Annotated in this window: 24 protein-coding genes; 21 read left to right on the top strand and 3 right to left on the bottom strand. The window is 41.6% G+C overall.

What is annotated here, in order from left to right; all coding sequences use genetic code 11:
• Positions 1-54 precede the first annotated feature (54 nt).
• Entirely contained in the window at positions 55-1,227 is a 1,173-nt protein-coding gene (locus ACZ5GY_RS08525; protein ID WP_213691742.1) for a M20 family metallopeptidase, read from the bottom strand.
• Between the two features lie 143 nt (positions 1,228-1,370).
• On the opposite strand from ACZ5GY_RS08525, the gene ACZ5GY_RS08520 reads away from it, so the two are divergent.
• Positions 1,371-2,870, top strand: coding sequence for an AMP-binding protein (locus tag ACZ5GY_RS08520; RefSeq protein ID WP_307879800.1), 1,500 nt, complete (start codon positions 1,371-1,373; stop codon positions 2,868-2,870).
• A gap of 107 nt (positions 2,871-2,977) precedes the next feature.
• Here ACZ5GY_RS08520 and ACZ5GY_RS08515 read toward each other — a convergent pair whose 3' ends face one another.
• On the bottom strand, positions 2,978-3,451 hold the full coding sequence (locus ACZ5GY_RS08515) for a ferritin family protein (protein ID WP_213690007.1): 474 nt from the start codon (positions 3,449-3,451) through the stop codon (positions 2,978-2,980).
• Positions 3,452-3,598: 147 nt separating this feature from the next.
• Here ACZ5GY_RS08515 and ACZ5GY_RS08510 point away from each other — a divergent pair, with 147 nt between their 5' ends.
• Genes ACZ5GY_RS08510 through ACZ5GY_RS08500 form a run of 3 tightly spaced genes read left to right on the top strand, consistent with a single transcriptional unit; the run spans position 3,599 to position 7,635 of the window.
• Positions 3,599-4,618: a 2-hydroxyacid dehydrogenase gene (locus ACZ5GY_RS08510; RefSeq protein ID WP_213690006.1), complete on the top strand. Its 1,020-nt coding sequence runs from the start codon at positions 3,599-3,601 to the stop codon at positions 4,616-4,618.
• A gap of 14 nt (positions 4,619-4,632) precedes the next feature.
• Positions 4,633-5,517 carry a DMT family transporter gene (locus tag ACZ5GY_RS08505; RefSeq protein ID WP_213690005.1) on the top strand — a complete coding sequence of 295 codons (885 nt, stop codon included), beginning with the start codon at positions 4,633-4,635 and terminating at the stop codon, positions 5,515-5,517.
• 27 nt (positions 5,518-5,544) lie between these two features.
• Positions 5,545-7,635, top strand: coding sequence for a methyl-accepting chemotaxis protein (locus ACZ5GY_RS08500; protein WP_213695857.1), 2,091 nt, complete (start codon positions 5,545-5,547; stop codon positions 7,633-7,635).
• Here the strand turns inward: ACZ5GY_RS08500 and ACZ5GY_RS08495 are convergent.
• Positions 7,565-8,641, bottom strand: coding sequence for a potassium channel family protein (locus ACZ5GY_RS08495; protein WP_464111753.1), 1,077 nt, complete (start codon positions 8,639-8,641; stop codon positions 7,565-7,567). The genes ACZ5GY_RS08500 and ACZ5GY_RS08495 overlap by 71 nt on opposite strands.
• 70 nt (positions 8,642-8,711) lie before the next feature.
• Between ACZ5GY_RS08495 and xth the strand changes: the two genes are divergently transcribed.
• The 17 genes from xth (at position 8,712) to ACZ5GY_RS08410 (ending at position 22,486) form a co-directional block, all read left to right on the top strand.
• Entirely contained in the window at positions 8,712-9,497 is a 786-nt protein-coding gene (gene xth / locus ACZ5GY_RS08490) for an exodeoxyribonuclease III (RefSeq protein ID WP_464111752.1), read from the top strand.
• 27 nt (positions 9,498-9,524) lie between these two features.
• A complete protein-coding gene (locus ACZ5GY_RS08485) occupies positions 9,525-10,364 on the top strand; it encodes an alpha/beta hydrolase family protein (RefSeq protein ID WP_213690002.1) in 840 nt (279 codons plus the stop codon).
• A 144-nt stretch (positions 10,365-10,508) separates the two neighbouring features.
• Positions 10,509-11,279, top strand: coding sequence for an IclR family transcriptional regulator (locus ACZ5GY_RS08480; RefSeq protein ID WP_213695856.1), 771 nt, complete (start codon positions 10,509-10,511; stop codon positions 11,277-11,279).
• Between the two features lie 32 nt (positions 11,280-11,311).
• Positions 11,312-12,166 carry a 3-methyl-2-oxobutanoate hydroxymethyltransferase gene (gene panB, locus ACZ5GY_RS08475; RefSeq protein ID WP_464111751.1) on the top strand — a complete coding sequence of 285 codons (855 nt, stop codon included), beginning with the start codon at positions 11,312-11,314 and terminating at the stop codon, positions 12,164-12,166.
• A 193-nt stretch (positions 12,167-12,359) separates the two neighbouring features.
• Positions 12,360-12,917, top strand: coding sequence for a bifunctional pyr operon transcriptional regulator/uracil phosphoribosyltransferase PyrR (gene pyrR, locus ACZ5GY_RS08470; RefSeq protein ID WP_213691646.1), 558 nt, complete (start codon positions 12,360-12,362; stop codon positions 12,915-12,917).
• Positions 12,917-13,846 (top strand): aspartate carbamoyltransferase catalytic subunit, encoded by a 930-nt coding sequence (locus tag ACZ5GY_RS08465; protein ID WP_213691675.1) that lies wholly within the window; start codon positions 12,917-12,919, stop codon positions 13,844-13,846. The genes pyrR and ACZ5GY_RS08465 overlap by 1 nt, the downstream gene beginning before the upstream one ends.
• Positions 13,843-15,159, top strand: a complete 1,317-nt coding sequence (locus ACZ5GY_RS08460) for a dihydroorotase (protein ID WP_464111750.1) — start codon at positions 13,843-13,845, stop codon at positions 15,157-15,159. The genes ACZ5GY_RS08465 and ACZ5GY_RS08460 overlap by 4 nt, the downstream gene beginning before the upstream one ends.
• Positions 15,140-15,913 carry an iron-sulfur cluster-binding protein gene (locus ACZ5GY_RS08455; RefSeq protein WP_213691648.1) on the top strand — a complete coding sequence of 258 codons (774 nt, stop codon included), beginning with the start codon at positions 15,140-15,142 and terminating at the stop codon, positions 15,911-15,913. The genes ACZ5GY_RS08460 and ACZ5GY_RS08455 overlap by 20 nt, the downstream gene beginning before the upstream one ends.
• The gene (locus ACZ5GY_RS08450) at positions 15,900-16,835 is read left to right on the top strand and encodes a dihydroorotate dehydrogenase (protein ID WP_464111749.1); all 936 of its coding nucleotides are present in this window, start codon (positions 15,900-15,902) and stop codon (positions 16,833-16,835) included. Before ACZ5GY_RS08455 ends, ACZ5GY_RS08450 begins: the two co-directional genes overlap by 14 nt.
• Positions 16,836-17,558, top strand: a complete 723-nt coding sequence (gene pyrF, locus ACZ5GY_RS08445; protein WP_213691650.1) for an orotidine-5'-phosphate decarboxylase — start codon at positions 16,836-16,838, stop codon at positions 17,556-17,558. It begins immediately after the preceding gene.
• Entirely contained in the window at positions 17,543-18,121 is a 579-nt protein-coding gene (gene pyrE, locus ACZ5GY_RS08440) for an orotate phosphoribosyltransferase (protein ID WP_464111748.1), read from the top strand. The genes pyrF and pyrE overlap by 16 nt, the downstream gene beginning before the upstream one ends.
• A gap of 102 nt (positions 18,122-18,223) precedes the next feature.
• Positions 18,224-18,598 carry a hypothetical protein gene (locus ACZ5GY_RS08435; protein ID WP_213695853.1) on the top strand — a complete coding sequence of 125 codons (375 nt, stop codon included), beginning with the start codon at positions 18,224-18,226 and terminating at the stop codon, positions 18,596-18,598.
• A 23-nt stretch (positions 18,599-18,621) separates the two neighbouring features.
• Positions 18,622-19,071 (top strand): hypothetical protein, encoded by a 450-nt coding sequence (locus tag ACZ5GY_RS08430; protein WP_213691653.1) that lies wholly within the window; start codon positions 18,622-18,624, stop codon positions 19,069-19,071.
• Positions 19,072-19,213: 142 nt separating this feature from the next.
• Positions 19,214-19,843, top strand: coding sequence for a GntR family transcriptional regulator (locus ACZ5GY_RS08425; RefSeq protein ID WP_213691654.1), 630 nt, complete (start codon positions 19,214-19,216; stop codon positions 19,841-19,843).
• Between the two features lie 164 nt (positions 19,844-20,007).
• The gene (pdhA, locus tag ACZ5GY_RS08420; RefSeq protein ID WP_213691655.1) at positions 20,008-21,012 is read left to right on the top strand and encodes a pyruvate dehydrogenase (acetyl-transferring) E1 component subunit alpha; all 1,005 of its coding nucleotides are present in this window, start codon (positions 20,008-20,010) and stop codon (positions 21,010-21,012) included.
• Between the two features lie 14 nt (positions 21,013-21,026).
• Positions 21,027-21,998: an alpha-ketoacid dehydrogenase subunit beta gene (locus ACZ5GY_RS08415; RefSeq protein WP_307879803.1), complete on the top strand. Its 972-nt coding sequence runs from the start codon at positions 21,027-21,029 to the stop codon at positions 21,996-21,998.
• Positions 21,999-22,009: 11 nt separating this feature from the next.
• A complete protein-coding gene (locus tag ACZ5GY_RS08410; protein ID WP_213691657.1) occupies positions 22,010-22,486 on the top strand; it encodes a PPC domain-containing DNA-binding protein in 477 nt (158 codons plus the stop codon).
• Positions 22,487-22,557 lie beyond the last annotated feature (71 nt).

Here is a 22,557-nt window from a genome sequence, read left to right as displayed (position 1 = left end):
TCATGATAGGGAAAAGAGGGGCAGTTCGCATAAATACGAATGCCCCTTAATGTGTTAACGATATGAATTAAATTCTTTTTTGATTTCTTCTTGAAGTGTAGTATTAAGGATGAAACGCAAAGTTCCCTTTGCAAGAATTTCAGCTCCGGTTTTTAATGCTTGTTTGGCTTGTGGTGTTGTGACAGCTTTAGCAAAAGATCTCGTATGATGTGGTGTCGATACATCTGTAATTGCAAGGAGTGGTTGAAGAGCCGCACAGTGTTGGCTTACATTACCCATATCGCTGGATCCGCCTGGGCCAGGTGAGTTTATCGTGGCGACACCGCACTCTGTAAAAATCTCTCCCAGCATTTTTTCTGCTGCTTTATTGGGGCGCATCTCGTCAAAGCTGAATTCTACATTTCGCCAGTGTACAGTCGTTTCTGTTGCCAAAGCAGCTCCCTTGGCACAATTAAAGATCTTTTCTAAAACAACATTGAGATACTTCCTTTCAGGAGCTCTAAAATAAAATTTGGCACTGGCTTTGTCTGGAACAATATTAGGAGCATCTCCGCCGTGAGAAACGATTCCATGCATTCTTACACTTGGTTTGACATGTTGTCTGAGCATATCGATAGCATGGAAAAACAGTTGCACTCCATTAAGAGCATTGCGTCCCTCCCATGGAGCTCCTGCTGCATGAGCAGTTTGGCCGTCAAAGGTGAATTCGATGGCATCCATTGCTAATGATCGGTAATCTACGTAACTAGTAACATCGTTGCAGTGAATCATCATAGCCAAGTCAATAGAGTCAAAAACTCCTTCTTTTGCCAACGTTACCTTTGCTCCGTTTGTTTCTTCTGCAGGTGTACCAATAACAAAAACTTTTCCTGGCACATGGTCAAGAACAGGAGAAAGGGCAAGTCCGGCAAGTAATGACATACTTCCATGAAGGCAATGTCCACACGCATGACCTATTTCCGGCAAAGCATCATATTCAGCTAAAAGAGCTACTGAGGGGCCAGTATCTCCTTTTTCCGCACAGAAGGAAGTGGGAATATCGCAGTAGGGAAGCGTTGTTTTGTATCCACTTCCTTGAAGAAAATCGTGCATTCTTTTACTGGCTTCTACTTCTTGTTCTCCCAACTCTGGATGAGAGGCCATATAGAGGTTTAGCTCCCAGATAGAGTCGATGTATTTATCTATTGTGGTGTCGATGAGATTGAGATAATCAGTGTAGTTTTTCAAAAGAAAACCTCCTTTTTATTGTAACGAAATCCTATCACATATTTGCTCTATATTCTCCTTTTGATCTTCTCCCTATTTCACAGTAAAATTGTCACCGGCCAGTGATATTTTGTAAACTGGACACTCTTTATCTGGAGGCTAGTATGACGGAAATGGTGTTTCGGCTCGAAAATAGGATTATGAACAGGCTTCAAAAAGATTGGAATCAGCCTGTTCTCTGGTGGAATGATGAATGGTGGACTGGACGGAAATTAGCTGATCTCGCAGCTGTTTGTAAAGATAATCTCGAAAAGGGTGGATTTGGTAAAGGACATAGATTGGCGGTAATGATGCCAAATTCACCGATGGTTTTAGCCTTATCGCTAGCTGTGTGGTCTTTAGGCGGAGCTATTGTTCCGATAAATACAAGAGCTGGGGTTCCTACATCTATGGGAATTCTCAAACTTGTAGATCCCTTTGCTGTCATTCTTGGCACCGAGATGGATGATTTGCAACAAGCTCTTACTGATAATGGTTTCCCTTGGTATATATCTCCTCTCGACTCATCTTTGGGTTCTTTGGAAGGTCGACCTTCTCAAAGAGGAGATGAAGAATTAGCCGTTATATTTGCTACTTCTGGAACGACAGGTCTTCCTAAAGCAGTTCCTCTCTCTCATAAAAACCTTCTTCACAATGCCCTTACGGTTTTCAAGGAGTTAACAGAGTTGAGGGAAGGGGATATTTTTCTTAATGTTTTGCCTAATTTTCACTCTTTTGGTTTTACCGTCGCTGGTCTTATGCCTCTTTTGTGCGGAATGCTACAGACGATATTACCTTCTTTTCTACCGCCCCATAGGACGCTTGAGGCCATTAGCCATTCAAAAACAAATGTCCTCTTAGTTGTTCCGACCATGCTTACATTTCTTCTTTCTTCTATCGATCATGGTGCTCCCAAACCTGAAGGTTTAAAAGTTGTTATAAGTGGTGGAGATAGATTGAATGTGCAACTAGATTCACGAGTGAAAGAATACTTGGGAGTTGAGGTTCTTGAAGGGTACGGTCTTACTGAATGTTCGCCAGTTGTTTGTGTAAATCGCTCTTATGAAGAACGAAAGTTAGGAACGGTTGGTCCCTTCATTTCTGGTTATCAATGGCGCCTGATAAATGAATCAGGAGAAGACGTAACTTCTGCCGGTGAAGGTGTGCTTTGGGTTAAGGGAAATTCTGTAACTTCTCAATATTTCAGAGATCCTGACAAGTCTGCAGATCGCTTCCAAGAGGGGTGGTTTAACACGGGAGATTATGTACGTGTTGATTCTGATGGGTATGTTCAGATTCTTGACCGCGTAACAGATATTATTATTGTTGGTGGTTTTAATGTGTATCCTCAGGAAGTAGAAGCTATTTTGCAGACCCATCCAGCTATAGAACAGGCGATTGTTGTAGGAATTCCTCACCAAGTGAACGGAGAGGTTCCTAAGGCCTATGTGAAGAAAAAACAGGGAGAATCCTTGACCCCTCGTGAAGTTATAGATTTTTGTAAAAAACATCTAGCTCATTACAAAGTTCCGCGAAGTGTAGAGTTTATAGATGCTTTCCCTCTGTCAAGTACAGGGAAAGTTTTGCGTCGTATGTTAAAAAAAGAGGCAGCATCTAACGTATAAGCAGGTGCAAATACGTTTACATTGAATAAAGAAGAAAAGGGAAACTTTCAACAAGAAAGTTTCCCTTTTCCCTTTTATGTCGTTTACTTTTGTGTCTGTGATGTTCTTTAAAAAGCTCTGAATCCTACAACATCTTCACGAATCTTCATATAGCGTTTTTTGGTAATATCCATATGTCCTTTTTCCATATCTTTAAGCTTGTTAAACATAACAGCGGACTCTCCGCTGCTCTCTTTGGCGAGGCGTTCATAAAATTCCATCGCTCTCATTTCTGACAGATATGCAGCTCCAGCAATTCTGAGAAGAGATGTTACCTCACCAAAATCTTTTGTTTGAACTTTTAGTTCTGGGGAAACGACCATTTCTGGATCAATAGGACATTCTTCCCCATACATCTTAAAGTAAAGTTTCTTTAAATCTTCCTCGTGGCTATTTTCCCATTCTGCAAGTTCTAATAATTCCTTTTTTAAATGCTCTTCTGTGACATTATCGGCCCAAAGAGAGTAAAAGTTTTTCGCTTCGATTTCGGCGTGAATTCCATATTTGAGGGCATCTTTCATTTCAAAACATTCAGATGACATCTATATCCCTCCTGACACAATCGAAATATTATAATTTAAGTAAATTATACACTTATCGCATAGGTTCTACAATATAAGAGAAAGAGTCGACAATAGTGTATGATACAAATACCTGTATCAAGTATATGTGTAAAGGGAGGTTGCACTATGAAAAAAGAGTTGAGTTCTGTTGTCGTGACTAGTTCTATAGAAGCGGGAATTCGTAAGCGGATTGAAGCTCCCCTTCAAGATGTAGCTGAGGTTGTTTACCTTGAAGATTCAGATAGAGAGAGTCGGCGCGCCATTTTGAGAGAAGCAGATGTACTTCTTTCTTTCTTTTTTAATAAAGAGATTGAGAGAGGAGAGTATTCGCTTTTAGAAAATCTTCGACTTTTGCAGACGATCTCAACAGGTGTTGATTATCTTCCTTTTACGGATATTCCTCGGCATGTTGCTATTGCATGCAATGCAGGCGGATGGGCATATCAAATTGCTGAGCACGTTTTGTCTATGACCATGGCTTTGGCTCGACATCTGGTTCCTTTACATATGAAGCTTGCTTCTGGAGAATTTGATCAACGATCATTGTTTTTGAGAAATCTAAAGGGACTTACAGCAGGAATTATCGGATATGGCGGCATAGGCAGGCATACGGCTCATTTATTTAAAGCGTTAGGAATGAAAATTATGGCTATTAACACGAGTGGGAAGACGACAGATTCTGTTGATTATGTTGGTACATTACATTCTCTTCCTCATGTATTAGAGAATGCCGATGTTGTTGTCTTGACCCTCCCTCTTACGAAACAGACGAAAAATTTAATAGGTCGTGAGCAACTGTTAATAATGAAAAAAGATGCTATCCTTATTAATGTAGCAAGAGCTCCTCTCGTAGTTGAAAAGGATTTGTATGAACATTTGAAGCTTTTCCCAGAGTTTCAGGCCGGACTTGACGTCTGGTGGAACGAACCTACATGGGGGAGAGGTACATTTGAGATAAACTATCCTTTTTTCGACCTTCCTAATTTTCTAGGGTCTCCTCATAATTCAAATAATGTTATTGGTGCTATGGCCGATGCATGCCAGGTTGCGGCTGAGAATGTAGCTCTTTTCCTCAAGGGGGAATTGTGGCATGGTCAAATTAACCGCGCAGATTACGTTGATATGGAGTCGTTGACCGATATGTAGAAAGAGGCGATTTCGTGAGAAAAATAGTCAGCAGCCAGAATATTATTGGTTCCGTTCTGGTTCTTCTGGCTGGTGTTTTCTGGGGAACTTCGGGAACTGCTCAGGCCTTTGCACCTCTCGGAGCTTCCCCTTTCACAGTAGGAACAATACGAATTGCTGTGGGAGGCGGAATCCTTTTTTTGCTTTTGTTGCTGAGAAGAGGAATTTCTTGGATTAAAGGACCGTGGCTTCCGAAGCATATTTTACCTGCTGCTTTAGGTATGGCTGGTTTCCAGTTTTTTTTCTTCGCTGCAGTGAAACTCACCGGAGTTTCCGTAGGAACGATGGTTGCTATTGGGAGTGCCCCTTTATGGGCAGGTTTACTCGGCTATTTTGTCTATAAAGAACCACCGGAAAAGATGTGGTATTTCTCAACAATATTAGCGGTTGTCGGATGCTTCTTTTTAAGTATGGAAGGGGTGTCTTTTCAGGCAGAAGCCAGTTTTTTAGGCATTTTTATGGCCTTAGGCGCAGCTTTTTCTTATGCCGTGTGTGGTATTGGGCTCAAAGGTCTGAGGCTTTCTCACGGGCCTGTTGAAAGTGCTGCAATTACTCTTTGTGGCGGAGCTCTTTTTCTTATACCTCTTCTTTTCCTTTTTAATATTTCATGGCTTTCCGAATGGAAGGGGGTGGGGGTAGCTCTTCATCTTGGAATAGTTGCTACAGCTTTGCCATATGTTCTTTTCTCTATTGGTATTGCCTGGATACCAGTAGCGAAAGTTTACACACTTTCGCTAACAGAACCTTTGACAGCATGTTTATTGGGAGTTTTTCTTTTAGGAGAGCGGCTTTCAATGCTTTCTTTTTTTGGTATTTTCCTCATTTTTATTGGATTAGCTTTATTGTCACGTAAAAAATAAGTCTAATATTATTTGGAGGGATAGCCTATGAAATATGGAAGTATATCGCGCAAGATTGCGATAACTTTCATGCTGTTGATTTTTCTGATGGTACTTGTTGGATGGCTTAGTTTCCGATCACTCAATCAGTCGTCAGATGGACTGTACCAATATCAGTATTTAGCGACTATTAGCGATGAAAGTGCGCGCATACAACGAGATTTGATGGTTATGGCCACAACTGCGAATCGATATATAGAGTTTAGACGCATTGACGATCAAATTCAGTATAGAGATATTCAGTCTGAACTGCAAACTTCCCTTCCATTGTTAAAAGATAAACTCCAGTCGGAGGAGTTAAAACAGAAAACATCACAACTTTTATCCTATCTTTCTTCTTACGATGAAGCGTTTCAAACCGCCGTACAACTCAACGATGATCTTGACATACTTTCTCAGACAGGTTTTATCAGCCCCAGTGAAACAATGGAACAAGAGTTGACAGCAATGATGGTGGCTGCAGAAAAAAATCAGAACGCAAGTCTTTCTTATTATGCAGGGCTGGGGATTCGCAGCTTATTGCTTGCCAAGTCGGAAGGAGTTCGTTTTCTTCAGACGGGCGATCTTTCCTATATTGATAATCTCAAAAAAGAAATGGTCAATTTATCTGGATACCTTCCCCTTTTCGATATGATGGCCCTTGACGAGGAGTCTCGAAGCCATTTCGAAAATTTTGTGGAAGCACAAAAATTACTTGAAGAATCGATTTCGCCTCTTGTCAAAGTAGATGAGGAAAGGCGGTCAATCCGTTCAGAAAAAATGGAAAGTATTAGTTCTGAAATGAATGGAGCAATTTCTTCTCTTCGAGCACGTATTGAGAGTTTACAAAATGAGCTTGGTCCTCTTATTGCAGTAAAGAACAGTTCTGCACTTCGTTTTATTCTCATAACATCTTTATGTATGGTTATAGGAAGTCTTTTCGCTGGTTGGAAGCTTTCTTCGTCAATAACATCACCTTTAAAAAATGTTGTTTCTCTGGCTGAGTTAGGGGCTAATAAAAACTTTTCCTTTTCCAGGGAGGATTTTGCAATAAAAAGCCGTGATGAATTTGGACAGATGGCAGATGCGCTATCAGCGATGGTGGATTCTCTTCGTCAGGCTTTAACCGAAATTTGGGAAAATACAGATAACGCTACTCAAAGAGCAGAAAATTTAGCTGCCCTTTCTCAAGAGAGCACAGCATCAATGGAAGAAATTAAAAGTACTATAGAAGAGCTTACCTCTCTTTCTGAAGAGAGCGGTGTTGCTTTATCACAGGCGGAGCAGGCTGTGAAGAGCGTAGCAAGTAGCGCTGAAGAGTCAGCTCGTTCTTCTTTGGAAGCTGCTAAAACGTCGGAAGTCGCGTCAACTCTTTCCTCTGAAGCTGCAAGCAAAGTGGAAGAAGTTATTCTTTCTATTCAATCTGTAGGGGAAAATATGAAAAGCACAGAGCAGCAAATAGCAAAACTTGGTGTTTCCATTGAGGGGATATCAAATTTTGTTGGTGTGATAACAGGAATTGCAGATCAGACGAATCTTCTTTCTTTAAATGCGGCTATTGAAGCTGCACGTGCAGGAGAGGCGGGGCGAGGTTTTGCCGTTGTCGCAGATGAAGTTAGAAAATTGGCAGAGGAATCGGCAACTGCTGCACGGAATGTTGAGAGTCAGATTAAGCACCTTCAAAAGGATGCATCTTTATCAGTTCAATCTATTCAAGAGACAGGAGAAATAATGGCAGAAACGGTAAAAAGAGCTCGACATGCAAGAGAGGGTCTCACAGAAGCCTTGGGAGAAACTTCAAAAATTAATACTATAATTCAGTCTCTGGCCTCTTTGGCTGAAAATCAGGCGGTTTCAGGAGAAGAAATGAAAGAGTCTGTTGAGCAGGTTCTTTCCTCGGCTCTTCGTATCAGAGAAATGATTTCAACCATTCGTCAGGCTTCGGAAGAGACAGTTTCTGCTTCAGAAAGTGTTGCAAGGGAAGCCGAAGGTGTAAGCTGTGGTGCCGAATCAATTTCTGAGCTTCTTACTACTTTTGTTCTTGAATCGGATGAGAAACAAAGAGCTCTTCCTGAGAATGTGACTGTTCTGGAAGAGTAATATCATGCCGAAGCTTCGCAATTTGTTTTCGTTGCCCAAAGACTATAAGGTGATCATTGGTCTCAAGTTGAAGATTGCCGCTTGGATTATATATGATTTTTCCGCCTTCTCTAATAACGGCGATAACATTTGCTTCGTAAATTGAACGCAAAGGTGCTTCAGAGAGAGTCATTCCAGTCATGAAACTTCCTGAAGTGATATGCACTGTTCCAAAATCAAGATCAAGCTTTCTTGAAATATTGACCAGTTCGAGAAAATCTTCTACAGATGGCTGGAGAGAAGCTCGTACCATTGAAGCGGCGCCAGCCAAAACAGGGTTAATAACTTTGTCGGCGCCGGATCTATAGAGGACATTTACTGATCCGGCGTCATTTGCTCGCACTACAATTCGTATATTTGAGGCTAATGAACGAGCCGTAAGAACGGTGTAGACACTATCGGCATCGTCTCCGAGGGCAACAATCATTCCTTTGGAAACGGCGATTCCGGCTTTGTTCAAACACTCTTCATTTCTTGCATCGCCGTGAAGAACAAGCCATCCCTGTTCGCGTCCAGCCGATACTTTTTCTTCTTCTATCTCCAGCGCAACAAAGGTAATGTTGTCAGCTGAAAGAAAATGAGCAACTTCTGAGCCATAACGTCCTAATCCGCAAATAATCCAGTGATCTGAAAGTTGAGCCACTCGTCTGTCCCCTCCCTTACCTAAAAGAGCTACGATTTTTTCGCTCACTAAAAGCTGTGCCATATTCCCAAGTACATATCCTACAATTCCCATGCCAAGTAAAATTAAAGTGACAATAAATATTTTTTCTGCTCCAGAGAGACTTTCAGGAGCGCCGTATCCGACTGTAGAAAGTGTAATTATGGTGTAATAGAGAGAATCTATCCACGAAAGGTTTACTATAAAGTGCATACCTATAATGCCAAATACGATGATAAAACTAGTAATAAGGAGCATCGTAAAAACCTTTTTCCCTAAAGAATCCGACCAGAAATTCTTCTTCATTGTTATCCAACACTCCTCATTCCCGAGATTGTGTAAAATAGAAGCATATTACGAGAAGGCGGTGGATATTATGGCCTTATTGAAGGTTGCAACTTTTAACGTTAATTCAGTTCGAAGCAGAATGCATGTATTGACTAAGTGGCTTCATGATAACAGAGTGGATGTGCTATGTCTGCAAGAAACTAAAACTGAGGATCAGTTTTTCCCCGCTTCAGATTTTGAGAGTATAGGATATAACGCCTCTTTCAGAGGAGAAAAAGCCTATAACGGCGTTGCTCTTTTGAGCACCCATCCGATAGGAAATGCCCACTTTGGTTTTGAAGACGGCGAATCTCCCGATCCTGAAAGTCGTATAGTTCGAGGAACGATTTGCGGTGTCCATATTATCAATACGTATGTACCGCAGGGCAAAGCTATAGATCACCCTGATTATCTCTATAAGATGCGTTTTTTTGATCGCCTGAAAGCTCTCTTCGAGAGAGAATATTCTACTGATGAGAAAGTAGTTTGGCTTGGTGATATGAATGTTGCCCCTACAGATATTGATGTGACAAGTCCGGAGCGGAAGAGAGACCACGTTTGCTTTCATGAGGATATTAAGAAAAAGTTTGAAGAAGTAAAAGATTGGGGTTTCGTCGATATCTTTAGAAAATATAGGCCTGAAGAAGGGGAATTTTCATTTTTTGATTATCGGGTAAAAAATGCCCTTGAACGAAATATCGGATGGAGAATAGATCATATTCTTGCTACATCCTCCCTCGCTGATTGCTCTACAGATTGTTATGTAGACCGAGAGCCACGAGGTTGGGAAAAACCATCAGATCATACGCCTGTTGTAAGTGTTTTCGATATATAAACGAAGGAAACGAGAGGTGATCTCTTTATGTATCGTCCCTGCATCGGTATCGATCCTGAAACTGTAGATTGGCGTTTTCCTCCTTCCGTAGAGGCTATCGATTTTATTTCGGAAGGATGTCATCTTTATGGTGTCATCTATATTGCCCAGGGTGTGCCGCCTCACCCTACGATTTTGCTTCTTCACGGTTTTCCTGGAACGGAAAAAAACCTTGACCTTGCACAAATTTTAAGACGAGCAGGATTCAATACGATGGTTTTCTCTTATAGAGGCTGTTGGGGAAGTCAGGGTACCTATTCTTTTTCTCATGTTGTTGCCGATTCGGTTCATGCCGTTCGTTTTTTGCAGAGTGATTTCGCACAGAAGAACTATGGTGTAGACCCCGAACGGATTATTGTTTTCGGTCATAGTATGGGCGGCTTTGCTATGGCAAAAGTTGCTGATTTTATTTCTGATATTCGTGATTTTTGCTTTATTTCAGGCTGGAATCCAGGGTTAGATGCTAGAAACAGTCTAAATGATCCTGAAAGTCAGAAGAAATTGGATCTATTGCTTCAAGTATGTACCCCACCTCTTCAGGGGACAAACGAAGATATGTTATTGAAAGAGTTGCGTAATCATTTGCATGAATGGGATATTGTCAACTCTGCTCCTCATTTTAAGAAGCGTAATATTCTTGTGATAGGAGCAAAAAAAGATAATATTACCCCTTTGAGAACAAATCATCTTCCTTTTGTAGAAGCCTTGAAACGAACTACTCCGCAAGGTCTAAAGGAAATAATTATGGATACTGATCATGCTTACTCAGATAGTCGTGTTGCATTAGCTCGACATATTCTTGACTGGCTCGAATCTTTGGAATATTAGGGATACTAACAAACAAAAGAGATACTTTTAAGTGTCTCTTTTGTTTGTATATAAAAATATTCAATAGAAAAGATATTCAAAATATGATACAATCTCATATTATGGGAAATAATTCTTATTATATGAGACGAGGTGGAAGATTTAATGAAAGGAAAAGCTTCCCCTTCTTTTAAAAGTCTTGATCGGGCTCTTGCTATTCTTTCCTCATTTTCTTTTTCTCATCCACAACGAACAGCGTCGGAAATTGCTTTATGTACTTCTATCCCCAAATCGACAGTTCATCGCTTTCTTAAAGTTTTTGTAGAGCATGGTTTCTTGAAGGAAACAACATCTCCTGGCTACTTTGCGCCTGGCTTAAAACTTTTAGAGCTTGGAAGCATTGTCCATCATAGTTTGGATATTCGTCTCTGTGCGCAACCTATAATGGCTGCTCTTGCGAAAAAGGTGCATATAACGGTTCATTTAGTTATTCGAGATCGGGATGAAGGTGTATATGTTGAAAAAGTAGAACCTGAAGGTCAACATATTCATTATTCACATATTGGCAAAAGGATACCTCTATATTGCACTGCAGCCGGAAAAGTTCTTCTTTCTGAGTTGCCTGATTCTAAAATCTTAGAAATCATTGCCTTCCCTCTAATTTCCCTTACGCCATATACGATAAAAACAAAAGAAAAGTTTCTTCAAGAGATTGATAACGTAAGAAAAAGAGGGTGGGCCGAGGATAATCAAGAGCTTGAACTGGGATTGTGCTGTGTGGCGGTTCCTGTAAAAGATCATCTGGGAAAAATTGTGGCAGCAATGAGTTCCTCAGGGGTGGAGGGAGCTTTCACTTCTGAAGCAAAAAAAAGACTAGTTGAGGGGCTGCGTATAGCTTCTTTAGATGTTTCAAAACGACTTGGTTATCGAGAATAAAGTATATAAATAGCTAGAGGAGGCGGTTGATAGTGGCAAAGAAGAAAGGGCGACTGGATTTTGTAAAAATGAAAGCCAGTGGAGAAAAAGTGGCTTGGGTTACAGCCTATGATTTTCCGACAGCATCTTTTGTTGAACAGGCAGGAATGGATATGATTCTTGTGGGCGATTCTCTTGGTATGGTTGTTCTTGGATATGAAGGAACTATTCCTGTGACCATGGATGATTGTATTCGTCATTGTCAGGCTGTTCGTCGTGGAGCTCCAAATACTTTTTGTATCGGAGACATGCCTTTTTTGTCGTATCAGATTTCCGATGAGGATGCTGTTAGGAATGCTGGACGCTTCTTAAAAGAAGCGGATATGGATGCTGTAAAACTTGAGGGCGGACGACGAGTTTGGAGCCGAATAAAAGCTATAGCTGATGCTGGTATTTTAGTAATGGGGCACATTGGATTAACTCCACAAAGTTCTGGACAGCTTGGTGGGTTTAAGGCACAGGGACGAGATCCTGAAAGTGCTCGGGAGCTTATCAAAGATGCATTGGCTATACAAGAAGCTGGAGCTTACGCTCTCTTACTTGAGGCTGTTCCCCCAGAGCTGACGGCCTTTATAGCGAAGAAACTTACCATTCCCGTCTATTCTATTGGAGCTGGATTGCCTTGCGATGGTCAACTTTTGATTTGCGGCGATATGTTAGGGTTGTTTGAGGCATTCACGCCAAAATTTGTAAAGAAGTATGCTAATGTAGCGGCAGAGGAGATCAGAGCCTTTAAAGAATATGTTGAAGATGTGAAAACGGAGAAATTCCCGACAGACGATCATGTTTATCACATACTGTCTGGGAAAGAAGAAGAATTTAAGGTTATGCTTAAAGAATTTGAATAAAAATTAATTGTGCAACCGCTTGCATTAAGACTTTTTTCCTGATACACTTTCTCAGAACATCAGGGAGGTTCTGAGAAATGGTAAAAAGAGATGGTGTTATTTTGGGAAGAATAAAGAATCGTAACAAGGCCATGGGCCGTGAAAACGGCTTATGGCCTTGTTTTTTTGCTCTGTAAGGAAAAGGAGGATGGGGATGAATCTTATTGAAAAAGCGGTTGTCATGACAGAAGGAGATATGGAGCGAATTCTTCGGCGAATTGCCGTAGAAATTGTTGAGCGAAACAAAGGGCTTGAAGATGTTGTCCTTCTGGGGATTCAGCGACGAGGTGTATATTTGGCGGCACGTCTTCGAAGTATTCTTAAGGAAACAGAGGGAGTTAAGGTCCCAACTGGAGAACTTGACATAACGCTCTATCGTGATGACATTACAACTTTACAAGAACAACCCATCGTACATAGTACATCTATACCAATTGATATTGCAGGAAAGAAACTCATTCTTGTCGATGATGTTCTTTATACGGGAAGAACTATACGTGCAGCTCTGGATGCTCTCATGGATTTAGGGCGTCCGGATCGCGTTCAACTGGTTATTCTTGTGGATCGTGGACATCGTGAACTTCCTATACAGGCTGATTATACAGGTCGAACTGTTCCTACCTCTAAAACAGAGACAGTAGAAGTTCGAGTTAAAGAGTTTGATGGCGAAGATAAAGTAGTGATTTGTGAACGAAATGGGGGAGTAGAGTGATGCAGTGGAGACATAGGCATCTTATCTCGCTGGAGGATTGGACCAGAGAAGAGCTCGAGTTTTTCCTTGAACAGGCAGATTATATGGAAGAACTCATGAATCGTCCTATTAAAAAAGTTCCGGCGTTGCGTGGAAAACTGATTGTCAATTTCTTTTTTGAAAACTCGACGCGAACACGCGTATCTTTTGAACTTGCAGAAAAGATGCTTTCGGCTGATGTTGTCAATTGGTCGGCCTCTGGTTCAAGTGTCAGTAAAGGCGAGACTATGAGAGATACAGCCTGGACGCTTGAAGCTATGGGAGCAGATGCTGTAGTTATGCGCCATTCGGCAGTGGGAGCAGCAGATTATCTGGCACGCAAACTTCATAGGGCATCTGTCTTTAATGCAGGAGACGGAACAAATGGACATCCAACTCAGGCCCTTCTCGATCTCCACGCTGCCAGACAGCATCTTGGAAAATTGGAAGGCAGGAAAATGGCTATAGTTGGGGATGTGCTTCATAGCCGAGTTGCGCGAAGCGACATTCAGGCTTTCCGCAAAATGGGAGTTGAAGTTGTTCTTGCAGGACCAAGAACGTTAATGCCCCTGTGCCATGAAGAGCTCGGTGTTGCCTACGAGGCTGATCCGAAAAAAGCCGTATCAGGGTCTGATATGGTTTACCTCCTTAGAATACAAAAAGAACGCCAGGAAGAAGGGTTGATTCCTTCCATTGACGAATACCACAGACGATATGGAGCGACAGAAAAACTTATGGATTTAGCAAAACCTGATGCTATAGTAATGCATCCTGGCCCCATAAACAGAGAAGTTGAAATTGCTTCTTCCGTTGCTGATGGAGAGAAGAGCATTATTTTGAAACAGGTACGAAGCGGTGTGGCTGTTCGAATGGCCTTGCTTTACCTTTGCCTGGGAGGTGTACGCAATTGATTCTGTTTAAAAATGCCCGGATTTTCGATGGGAAAGAATTGCGAGAAGAGGTCTCCGATGTTTTTGTAGCGGGGAAAAAGATAGAAAAAATAGCAGAGACTATAGATGTAACTGATGATATGAAGGTTATTGACCTGGAGGGGAAAGTTCTTGCTCCAGGATTCATAGATTTACATGTACATTTTAGAGATCCAGGCTTCGAGTGGCGGGAAGATATAGAAAGCGGTTCTAAAGCCGCAGCAGCTGGAGGCTATACGACTGTTGTTACCATGCCTAATACTGATCCTGTAATTGATATTCCATCCCTTGTAGAATATATTGCTGAAAAGGGTCGTCGTGCCGGAGGCGCAAGAGTTTTGCCAGGAGCGTGTATAAGCCACAAGAGAAAAGGTGAGTATTTGGCAGAGCTAGGATTGCTTCGTGAGGCAGGAGCCGTTCTTTTCACAGACGATGGGGCTCCCGTCAAAACATCCAAACTTTTACGAACCGCCCTTCTCTATAGCCAGGATGTTGGTGCTATTATTATGGAGCATCCGGAAGAAGCTTCCTTAACGGAAAAAGGCCAGGTTAACGAAGGTAGAATCTCTGCCCTGAGCGGCCTAAAAGGATTTCCTCATTCTGCCGAATATATCGATATTGAACGGGGAATAGCTCTGTGCCGAGAAACAGGCGCTCCCATTCACTTCACTCATGTAAGTACGGCTCTTGCCTTTAAAGCTATCGCAGCGGCTAAAAAGGAAGGATTGCCTGTTACATGCGATGTTACACCTCATCATCTTTCTCTTGATGAAAACAACGTAATTGTCAGCCGATACCATGCTGTGTATAAAGTCAATCCTCCTCTTCGTAGTCGGGAAGACGTGAAAGCCGCTTGGGCTGCCATAGCTGATGGAACTATTGACGCTATTGTTACCGACCATGCTCCCTGGCACGAAAATGAGAAAGATCTTCCTTTTCAGGAAGCTCCTTTTGGCATAGCATCTCTTGAATGTTCAGTTGCCGTTGTTCTTGATACATGGTTGAAAATGGGGCAGCCAGTTTCTTTAGCAAGGGTTCTTGAACTCTTTACTTCTGGGCCGGCAGCCATACTTCCAGAAGAATGGCAAAAACTTGGACATATAGCAGAAGGTTTAATTGCAGATTTGACTGTTATCGATCTTGATGAATCGAAAGTTGTAGATGTTTCTACATGGAAAAGTAAAGCACGGATGACTCCATGGAATGGAGAAGTTTTAACAGGCTGGCCAGTTATGACCATTCTTGAGGGAAAAATTTTTGACAGAGGAGAAGATAATGGATCGAATAGATCATAATGCAACGGTTTTAAAAGTCAGTTCTGTAAGTTCCGAAGTTGCAGAAGTGGTTTTTCACTGTTCTTCCGTGGCTTCTTCAGCGAAACCAGGGCAGTTTGTTATGGTTCGTTTGCCAGGAATTCTCGATCCCTTATTAGGCCGTCCTTTTGCAATAGCCGCTACTGAAGCTGATACGATTACGGTACTCTTTCAGATAGTGGGAAAATTTACGAATCTTCTAGCTACTCTTCCTCCAGGAACAAAAGCGACATTGCGAGGACCAATAGGGAATGGATATCTAGAGAAGCCTTCAGGAAAGAAGATTCTTTTTGTAGCTGGTACATTAGGAGCTGCACCTCTCCTTTTTGCACTGCAGTGTTTTCCTGAACTTAAAAGCCATGAGTTTGTACTTGGAATTCCCGGCGAAGGCTGGGAGGGATTTGCAAGGTATGTAAAGGAAAAGACCTCTAATCTGAAAGTATGTTCCGATGATGGAACAATAGGTCTCAAAGGAAATGTCCTTGTCGCTTTGCCAGATAGACTCGAAAGAGATCAAGAAATATGGACATGTGGTCCATTTCCCATGTTGAAAGCCATTGCACAAAAATATAACGACCAGGGCGATCAGGTTAGAGTAAGCCTTGATATGAAGATGGCTTGTGGCATTGGGGGATGTTTAGGGTGTGTAATTACCACTGCAAAGGGACCTAAACGAGTATGTGTAGATGGTCCGTTTTTCTTGGCGGGGGAGGTTGACTGGAATGACGTGGAATAGATTAGCAGATACTCTGGCCGGCATAAATATAGAAACTCCAATCATTATTGCCTCAGGTGTCTGGCCGTATGACCTCCCTCTCTGGAGTCGTAAAAATCTCGATGGTGTGGGAGCTCTTTGCACAAAAGCTGTAAGTTATGAAGCCCGTCGTGGCAATAAAGGAATGCGGGTATGGGAAACATCGTGCGGTATGCTCAATAGCATAGGTCTTCAAAATACTGGAGTTTCTTCTTTCCTGAATGATTCTCTTCCCATGATTCACGAAGGCGGTATGCCTTTTTTAGTCAACGTCGTTATGGAAAATATAGAGGATACGCAAAAAACGTTATTAGCTCTTGCTGAAAGAAGTGACATTGTAAAGGGTGTGGAATTAAATATCTCGTGTCCTAATGTGGATGGCGATGGTATGGCTTGGGGCGTCCATCCTGAAAGTACTGCCGAAGCAGTAGCTGCAGCCAGATCGGTCTGGCCGGGTTCGCTGTTTGTTAAACTTACGCCTCAGGCTCACGATCCACAAAAAGTAGCGAGAGCTGCTGAAGATGCAGGGGCAGATGCCCTTGTCGTAGCGAATACGTGGCTTGGAATGGCTATAGATATTAATCGGCGGCAACCTGTCTTTAACAGAACCTTCGCCGGTTTTTCCGGGCCGGCTGTTTTTCCTCTTGCGCTGCGCTTGGTTTGGCAGGTTTGTGAAGCCGTTTCCATTCCTGTTATTGGGTGTGGTGGTGTTACTACGTGGCAAGACGCTTTATCTATGGTTCTTGCAGGAGCGAGCGCTGTAGAACTTGGAACGGCAATGTTCGTTCACTCTGATATCCCGTCCCTTATATGTAAAGGGCTGAATACCTATTTAATTGAACATGAGGTCAAACATCTTCGTGACCTTAAGGGGCAAGCCCGCGCTCAGAAAGGAGTTTTTTAGATGATAAACGAAGCCCAAAACAAGTTGATACTTGCTTTGGATGTAGAGAACCTAACTGAATGCCGTCAACTGCTTTCCGAGTTACAGGGAGAGCTAAAACACGTTAAAATCGGTCACCAGCTCTATGCAAAAGGCGGAATTCCTTTTTTAAAAGAGATAATGACTATGGACTATAAGGTCTTTCTCGACTTGAAACTTCATGATATCCCTAATACTGTTCGTATGGCTGTTGAAGCTTTAGCCGGAGAGGGAATATGGGCTTTGACTCTTCATGGTGCAGGTGGCAGAGCTATGCTGGAAGATGCTAAGGCTGGTAGAGACAAGGTCGGCGGTGAAATGAATCTTTTGGGAGTTACAGTTTTGACAAGTATGAATAACGAACTTTGGGAGGAAGTTACCCCTGGTTGCGCGATGTCTGATGCTCTGAAGGCCCGAGCTACAGTTTGCGCTGATGCAGAGATTGATGGCCTCGTCTGTTCTCCCCTTGACTTGCCCATCATAAATGAAACGAAAGGCAAAAATTTAATAAAAGTTGTTCCTGGCATTCGTCCTTCAGCAGGAGGGGATGATCAGGCTCGTACTGCAAATCCTAAAGGAGCCATTATGGCTGGGGCTGATTTTCTTGTTGTTGGCCGCCCAATTTTAAAAGCTCCTGATCGTTTGGCGGCGCTGCATACTATTGTGAATGAAATAAAGGAGGGGTTGCAATGGAAAGAGGATTAGTAGAAGAACGAATTCAAGAGATGATGAGAGATAGTGGAGCTCTTCTAGAAGGACATTTTCTCCTGACTTCAGGGTTACATAGTGCCAACTATATGCAATGCGCTCTCCTTTTACGTTTTCCTGCCTATGCAGCTTTTGCAGGTAAAGAGATAGCCCGATTGGTGGAAAAATTTCAGCCGACAGTAGTAATTTCACCAGCTATTGGAGGACTCATTATTGGTCATGAAGTGGCCAGGGCATTGGATGTTCCCTTCCTTTTCTGTGAGAGGGAAGAGGGGAAAATGAGCCTGAGGCGCTTTCCTTTTCCTGAAAAGGCAAAAGTGGTTGTCGTAGAAGATGTTATAACAACAGGTGGATCAGTGAAAGAAGTTGGAGAACTTATGGAGGAACACGGATCTCAATGGGTAGCAACAGCTTGTATTGTTGATAGAAGTGGTGGAAAACATATTCTTTCCCATGAACCTCTCTCTCTTTGGAATGTTTCTTTTCCTGTATATAGACCAGACGAATGTCCTATGTGTGCTAAAGAGATTCCTTTTAAGAAACCTGGGAGTCGGAAATAGAAAGATACCAGTTTGTTTGTTCAGCCCCTATAAAAGGGGCTTTTTCTTTTTTTTGATACTCGTTACAATAAAAAAATATTGAGTCAAAGGAAGATGTCAGTAATGAAAAAAAAGGTACTCATTATTTTGGTTTGTTTTGTAGGCATTTTTTTGTCGTTCATGTACTTTGTAGAGAAGAAGGAAGAAACTCTTTCTTTGTCTTCCGGCCCTGCTGGATCTGAGATACTGATGTCTCGTGTAGATAAAGCTCTAACCTTAGCGGATATAGTCATATCAGCGGGGGAATCTAACTTGAGTTCTCTTGATGATGAAGCTCGCCAAGATGTACAATCAATAATTAAGGAAGTGCAAAAAAAACGTCAGGAGCTTTTAGATGTGCGCATAAAAATATCTCCAGATTCCAACAATGAAATACTTCAAAAATTAGAGGAAAAGGTAGGTGCTCTTGAAACAGAACTGGAACCGCTTGTTCGTTGACTTTTGAAAAGGAGGTATTGGATTTGGAGCAAAAAATACTTGAAATTGCTCAAAGGACAAATGCAGTTTTGAAACAATATATGGCTATTCAAAATGAGCTCTTTAAACCTTCCCTTCGGAAAATGATCCGCCTTCCAGGAATTTATAAACCCATTGATTATTCCGGCAACTGTCAAAAACTTGAAGAAATCATATCTGAACTTGAGTGTATTAAAACATCTATACGGGATATTTCTCCAGACAATAAAACTGAAGATGGAAATTTTCTTATTCTTCAAAGAGCATATATAACAGGAATGCTTAAAGCTGTTGTCTGTGTCAAAGAGATTGCTGAAAAGCTTTATCAAAGAAGTACTGGTCATAAGGATTACACCCAGAAAGATTACAAGGAAGATATTGAAGTTTTTAAAAAGGCAGAACTTGAGTTTTTAGAAATAGGGTTGAAATTGAATGAAATGATTTATAAAAAATAGTTTAATGCATTCCAATTTTAAGTATATTGTATATTTCTAAGTTTTGTCTTGACACGAAATTAGCTTCTCTATATCCTTTTAGGTGTACAGGTTGTATATAACTTGTATGCAAGCTTTTTAAAACCATTGAGGGGGAAATCTCATGGTAAGGATGAAAAAAAAGGATATAGCGTATGAAGAAATAAAAAAGTTGATTCTCGATAAAGAGTATATGAAGTCCTATGATATTTCTGAAAACTCCCTTGCTGAAAAATTGAACATGAGTCGTACTCCTATCAGAGAAGCGTTACAACGCCTTCAGATGGAAGGTTTCATAGAAATTTTCCCTAACAGGGGCATTGTATTGCGAGATGTGACTCTTCTTGAAGCTAACGAAATATTTGATTTGCGTATGGCCATAGAAGAATTTGTCATAAAAAATGTTTTTCCTCTTTTAACAGATGAACATTTCAAGGAAATTGATCGAAATTTGTCATATCAGAAACTGGCAATGGAAAAAGACGACGTGGCAGAATATCTTAACTATGATCGTGATTTCCATGATTACTTCTTACATGTTTATTCCAACTCACTTATTATTTCTACCTCAAAACGAGTGCAAGATCGGTTTTTTTCTGTAGGTGTAAATGTTTTAAAAGGTCCAGGAACAGTTGAACGCTCATTTCGCCAACATTGCGATATTGTAGATGCCCTTCGCAAAAATGATCCGGTAATGGCGGCAGAAGCAATGCATTTACATATGCTTACAGGTAAAAAAAATTTGATGTCATAACCTCCTTATCTTTAGTTCCTTTATTTTTTACTGAAGCTCACACTCTCTTTGTACAAATATAAGGTATACATTTCAAGATATGTACATAAAAAACAAAAGACAGTATGTTTTAACTAAATTAATATAATCAGTTTAATTTGTAAAAGTTAAGAGGAGGGTTCCGTATGTGTGCAAAAGCGGTTCGGAGAGAACCTACTATTCCCATCGGTGACTTTGACAAAGAGACCCTTCATTTTTTCTTCGAAACGATGGTAAAAATCCGTCACTTTGAGGAAAAAGTTGAAGAGTTCTTTTTTGCAGGAGAGATACCAGGTTTTGTACATTTGTATATCGGAGAAGAGGCCGTTGCTACTGGGGTTATGGCTAATCTTAGAAAAACGGATTACATTCAAAGCACCCATAGAGGCCATGGACATACAATAGCCAAAGGTGCCGACCTGAATCGAATGATGGCTGAGATTTTTGGTAAAAAAACAGGTTATTGCAAAGGTAAGGGCGGTTCTATGCATATTGCAGATTTCAGTGTGGGTATGCTTGGCGCAAATGGCATTGTAGGTGGCGGTTTTACTCTTGCGACAGGTGCAGCTTTAGCTCAAAAAATGCAAAAAACAGATGGTGTTTCAGTTGTCTTTTTTGGAGATGGAGCATCGAACCGGGGGACATTCCACGAAGCAGCCAATATGGCGGCAGTCTGGAAGCTCCCGGTTCTTTTTGTCTGTGAAAATAACCAATGGGCCTCGACAACACCTTATAGAACAACTACTTCAGTTGAAGATATTGCTGATCGTGCACAAGGATACGATATGCCTGGAATTATTGTTGATGGCAACGATGTCTTTGCTGTATATGAAGCAGCTAAAGAACTTATAGAAAGAGCCCGCAAAGGAGAGGGGCCTGCCTTGCTTGAAGCAAAAACTTATCGCATCAAAGGTCACTTTGTTGGGGATCCTGAAAAGTATAGAACCAAAGAAGAGGTTCAGAAAGTTTTTGATGAAACAGATCCCATCCCTTGTTTTAAGGGAAAAGCAATTAAAGCTGGAGTCATGTCCGAAGAAGATTTTATTTCTCTTGAAGAAGCTGTTAAACAGGCAATCGAGGAAGCAGTTGATTTTGCTCGAAAATCCCCAGAGCCAGATGCTTCTGAACTTTTCGAAGATCTATATGTATAAGGCGGTGGATGACAATGAAAAACATTAGTTTTTCTCAAGCAACTTTGGAAGCTATGGATGAGGAAATGACCCGCGATGAAACCGTCTTTGTCATGGGCGAAGATATTGTCAGACAAGGGGGTATTTTTGGTCAGTTTAAAGGACTCCCTGCCAAGTTCGGTGCGGATCGTGTAAGAGATACTCCCATAACCGAAACAGCCATTGTTGGTGCTGCTGTAGGAGCCGCTCTTGCCGGCATGAGACCGATAGCAGACATGCACTTTGCAGACTTTATTGGCGTGTGTATGGATGAGGTCTTTAATCAGATGGCCAAGGTTCACTATATGTTTGGCGGCCAAAAGACCCTTCCAATGGTTCTTCGTGCACCAGACGGCTTAATAAACCAGGCGGCAGCTCAGCATTCGCAGAGTGTTGAGGCGTGGTTTCAGCATATTCCCGGACTAAAGGTTGTTATTCCATCTAATCCAGCTGACGCCAAGGGACTTTTGAAGTCTGCCATACGTGATGATAATCCTGTTATTTATTTCGAGCATAAGGCTCTTTTCAGTATGAAAGGAGACGTTCCTGAAGAGGAATATTTTACTCCTATCGGGAAAGCTAAAGTTGTAAAAGAGGGGACCGATGTGACTCTCGTTTCATATTCCTTAACAATGAATCTGGCTATTCAAGCGGCTTCGAAACTTGAGAAGGAAGGAATAAGCGTAGAGTTGATTGATCTTAGAACTATTTCACCTATAGATAAAGATACCATTTTGAATTCAGTAGCAAAAACCAGTCGTCTTGCCATAGCTCATGAGGCTGTAAAGCAGGGAGGAGTAGGGGGAGAAATTGCAGCTATTGTCGCGGAGGAAGGTATTGATTATCTTGATGCTCCAATAGTTCGTATTGGTGCTCCCTTTACGCCAATTGCTTTTGCTCGTCCATTGGAACAGGCTTACCGAATTACAGCAGACAAAATATGCGAAGCTGTTAAGAGAATGATGTAAGGAGAAGTATTGTGCAAGCTCTTTCTACAGGTTTATCTCAAATGATAGTGGCTCGTTTTGGTCCGGAGGAAGATATCTTTGAATCTTTGGAAGCCCTTTGCCGTGAAAAGAATATCGAATCAGGAAGTATTTGCACCATGATTGGCAGTCTTGAGAGTGCCACATTAGTTTGTGTAACAGAAGATTCCCCAGGGGGACAGGCTCATTACCTTGATCCGGTAGAAATTATTGGTCCTCTTGAATTTGTAGGTGCACAGGGAATTATTGGGAAAAACGAAGAGGGAGAATTGTCTATTCATCTACATGGAGTAGTGGCGGGTGAAGATATGCACCCCCTGGCGGGGCATATTGTTGATTCTGGACATAATAAGGTTTTAGCTACAGTTGAAGTTGTGATCAATGTTTTTTCCGATGTACAGATGTTGCGTTCTTTCGATGAGGAAACGAGATTTACTCTTTTTAAAGTTACTTCAAAGAACAATAAGTGATTGTTGTACTAGAAACAATAAGGCTAACTAGATATTAGCAGGGGGTGAAATAACCGAAAAAGGGGAAAAAT

It is taken from the genome of Aminobacterium thunnarium (assembly GCF_055390565.1).
This window is presented reverse-complemented; position numbering and strand designations above follow the sequence as displayed.